Here is a 3,615-nt window from a genome sequence, read left to right as displayed (position 1 = left end):
TTATCACAGGAAAATCCCTCTTGGATGCTTTCGCCAGCAACCAGGAGGGATTTTTGCTTTACGACCCTTTTTAATACTTAATAAGGAAATTACTACTGACGTGAATTTGCAGGCTTATGCTCTATTCTCATTGAGAAAGCCCGTAATTTTGAAGTTGATTATTAACTGAATTATCTGTGCAAGTTGCTCCGGCGCGTTATAGCCGAAATATTGATTGGATTACAGTATTGCTTTATACCTTACTGGTAGGGCTGGGCTGGGTGTGTATTTATGCTTCGAGTTATTCACCGGATGCTCCTAGCAACCCATTGAGTGTTCTGAGCTTTGATAAGCTTATGGCATTCAACTGGTTTAAGCAGTTGTTGTGGATTGGGACGGCGCTGGTACTGATTGTGGTACTGCTGGTGGTGGATTACAAGGCATACGATACGCTTGCGTATGCGCTGTATGCGGGGATGATTGTGCTGCTGTTGGTGACGATGGTGGTGGCGCGGCCAATTGCAGGGTCGAGGTCTTGGTTAGAATTGGGGCCGGTACGACTGCAGCCAGCTGAGTTTGCCAAGTTTACGACGGCGCTGGCGGCTTCACGGTTTATGGCGAGCATTAATTTGCGCTACCAGAACTGGCGCGACCAATTGGTGCTGGCGGGAATTACGCTGCTGCCACCGCTGCTGATTGTGGCTTCGAATGAATCGGGGCAGGCATTGGTTTTTGGGGCATTTTTGCTGGCTTATTTCCGGGAGGGAATGTCGCCGCTCATTCTGCTGCTGCTGGCCGCGGCGGGAGTGATTTTGTTGCTGGCGCTGCTGGTGCCAAAGCTGTGGCTTGTGGTAGGCTTCAGTGGGGTATTGCTGGCTGTATTGGGCCTGAACCGCCGGGTATTGCGGCATCATTTGCCCTTGGCAGTGGGCGTGTGGCTGGCCGTGATTGGGATGGTATTAGGGGTTGATTTCTTTTACAACAAAGTGCTGCAACCCCACCAGCGGCAGCGAATCGAGATTCTGCTCAATCCTTCATCTGACCCCTTGGGGAAGGGCTGGAATGTGACGCAGAGCAAAATTGCCATTGGGTCGGGGGGCTTGGTGGGAAAGGGCTTTTTGCAGGGTACCCAGACGAAGTTTGATTTTGTGCCCGAACAGAGTACCGATTTTATTTTTTGCACAGTAGGGGAGGAGTTCGGCTGGGCGGGTAGCCTCGTGGTGCTGGGCTTATACCTGACGCTGCTGTGGCGGATTATTTACGTGGCTGAGCGACAGAAATCGGTGTTTGGGCGAACGTACGGCTACTGCGTGGCGTGCGTGCTTTTTTTCCACATCACAGTGAACGTGGGGATGACCATCGGCTTGGCTCCGGTGGTAGGGATTCCGTTGCCGTTTTTTAGCTATGGTGGGTCGTCGCTCTGGTCATTCACCATTCTGCTGTTCAGTCTGCTGGCATTGGATGCGTATCGCAAACAAGATTTGGTGCGCTAATGGAAGGCGCACGGGTACCGAGCTGGGTATGGGTGGTGCTCGTATTAGCGCACCTGCTAGTATTCGGCTGGGCACTTAGAAGTGGGCATTGGAATTTTCCGGATTCGGGGCGCTACCGGCAAGCCGCCGTTAACCTAGGGCAACACGGCCAGCTATACGCCCGGGAGTGGCCTCAGACTGAGCCACAGGGGCAAGCGGTTCAGGAATTCAGCATTCGCCCGCCTGGCTACCCGGTAGTGTTGCTGGGATTGAATAGCGCCACGGGAAGCCCCTGGCTGATACTGCTGGTGCAGAATGGGCTTAGTCTCCTAGTGCTGGCCGTAGTTTTGAAGAGATGGGCCCGGCGTGCGCGCCCGCTAATGAAGCATTGGCTAGTCGCCGTTGCCCTAGCGCTTACGTTTCCGGCACAACTGATTTACGCAAATGCGGTGATGAGTGAAATCATGCTGCAAAGCGTTTTGCTGGGCTTGGTGGGCTTTGTGCTCGCATTTTGCCGCACTGGTTGCTTGCGCGATTGGCTGGGCGCAGCTGCTGCCGTAGTGGCTGCGCTGCTACTGAAGCCGGTATGCAGCTTGCTGGCCCTGGCGTTAGGGATGGGGGGACTGGTGCTGGCCTGGCAGCGCAAGCGCTGGATGCTACTGGTAATTGGTTGGTTGCCGCTGTCGGTTGCTGGCTTGTACATGAACTGGAATTGGCAGCGCACGGGGTATTTTCATTTTTCCAGTATCACGGAGATAAATATGCTGCATTATAATGCGGCTGGCGTGGTGCGACAGGTAGCGGGCACGGCTGCTGAGGAAGCCTGGGTTGCGGCGGTACTGCGCCGGGCAAATGCGCAACGCAGCTTTGCCAGTCGGCAGCAAGTAATACAACGCGAAGCCGGAGCCGTACTGAGAAAATATCCATTGGTATACGCCCGACAGCACGTGCTGGGAATGGGGGCGTTTTTTCTCGACCCGGGCCGCTTTGACGTGAGTGAGTTTTTAGGTGCCGCGCCGCTGGCGGGAGGAGGATTGCTGGCGCAGGCGCGAGCGGGTAAGCTGTGGCAGGCCATCGGGCAGTTGCCGTGGGGCATGCTGAGCCTGCTAGTGGTGGTGGTGCTGGCAAATATGGCGCGGCTGCTACTGGCCGCACAAGGTTTTCGAAAATTGGGGAGCGGCACAAGAACGGAGCGAGTCGGGCGCTGGCTGGCCGTTGGCTTACTGGCGTATCTGGCTTTGCTAACCGGGCCGCTGGGCGCGGCGCGCTTCCTGATGCCCGCCTGGCCCTTGCTGCTGGGCCTGGCTCTGGAAGGTGTACGCGTTTCTGCTAGGCCTGTAACAGCCGTTGCGAACGCGTGAAAATGACCGCGAGCAGAGCGCAGAAAACGGGCGCTGCTAAATAACCCATGCGGCCAAGGTCGCCGGACAGCAGCAGGTGGGCGCCAACTACAGCCAGCAAGGCGGCTTCGGCAACGCCGAACCTGGCGAAAGGACTGACTATGGCCGGCTTACGCAACTGCCGTATTAAAACCAGCAGAGGAATAAAGGTGAACAGCCCAAAAATGCTGAGCAATTCGCCGAAGCCTTTGATGGAAGCGGCCCGCAGCAGCGAATAGCGGATGTTCTCGGCGTGTGAAAGCGCATTGGCTACCGATTGGTCGGCACCTATTCCCAATTGGCTATCGATAAGCTGATGCGCGGTGAAAAGCAGGCCTAGCCCCACCGTCAGTGCCGCAAGCTGCCGAGACCAGGGGAGGGCGGGGCGGGCAAACCAGAGCAGCCACGGCACCAGAAACAGGAATGATTCTTTGGCCAAGGGGCCAAGCACGAGGGCTAGCGCAATGGCCCAGCCCCCACCGGGGCCACGCCGGAACCCGTAATAACCCAAGCCAAAAATGAGCAGATAAAGGCTGTCGGTGAGGGGTAACCCCGCTGCGTATTCCGCCCAGCGACTGCTGAGCACGGCCAGCATGGCCAATGCGGCCGCAACCGGTACCGCGCCGGCCAGCCTGGCGGCGTTGTACCAGCAGGCACCGGCCGCGCCCAGCAGCAGGCAATTCACCAAATAGAACCCGAAGCGGAGCGGCCATTGGCCGGCTGGCCGTTGGGGCCATACTTTGGCATACAGCCGGCTGATGGGAGCCGCCGCCGCGGCCGCCGCC

At 57.3% G+C, this 3,615-nt stretch carries 3 protein-coding genes; 2 read left to right on the top strand and 1 reads right to left on the bottom strand.

The genetic code is table 11. From position 1 onward, the window contains the following. Positions 1-176: 176 nt before the first annotated feature. Both rodA and ACYVDE_RS17340 read left to right on the top strand, forming a co-directional pair. The gene (gene rodA, locus ACYVDE_RS17345; protein ID WP_460502805.1) at positions 177-1,472 is read left to right on the top strand and encodes a putative peptidoglycan glycosyltransferase FtsW/RodA; all 1,296 of its coding nucleotides are present in this window, start codon (positions 177-179) and stop codon (positions 1,470-1,472) included. A 359-nt stretch (positions 1,473-1,831) separates the two neighbouring features. Beyond that, positions 1,832-2,812: a hypothetical protein gene (locus tag ACYVDE_RS17340; protein ID WP_460502804.1), complete on the top strand. Its 981-nt coding sequence runs from the start codon at positions 1,832-1,834 to the stop codon at positions 2,810-2,812. Here the strand turns inward: ACYVDE_RS17340 and ACYVDE_RS17335 are convergent. Next, positions 2,781-3,518, bottom strand: coding sequence for a hypothetical protein (locus ACYVDE_RS17335; protein WP_460502803.1), 738 nt, complete (start codon positions 3,516-3,518; stop codon positions 2,781-2,783). The two genes, ACYVDE_RS17340 and ACYVDE_RS17335, sit on opposite strands and share 32 nt — an antisense overlap. Positions 3,519-3,615 lie beyond the last annotated feature (97 nt).

Source organism: Hymenobacter agri (assembly GCF_054778495.1).
The sequence above is the reverse complement of the archived record's forward strand: the minus strand, read 5'-3'. Positions and strand labels throughout refer to the sequence as shown.

Bases quoted from the DNA above. Each gene is read 5' to 3' on its own strand.
- ACYVDE_RS17340 (WP_460502804.1), top strand. From the start codon at position 1,832: ATGAAGCATTGGCTAGTCGCCGTTGCCCTAGCGCTTACGTTTCCGGCA.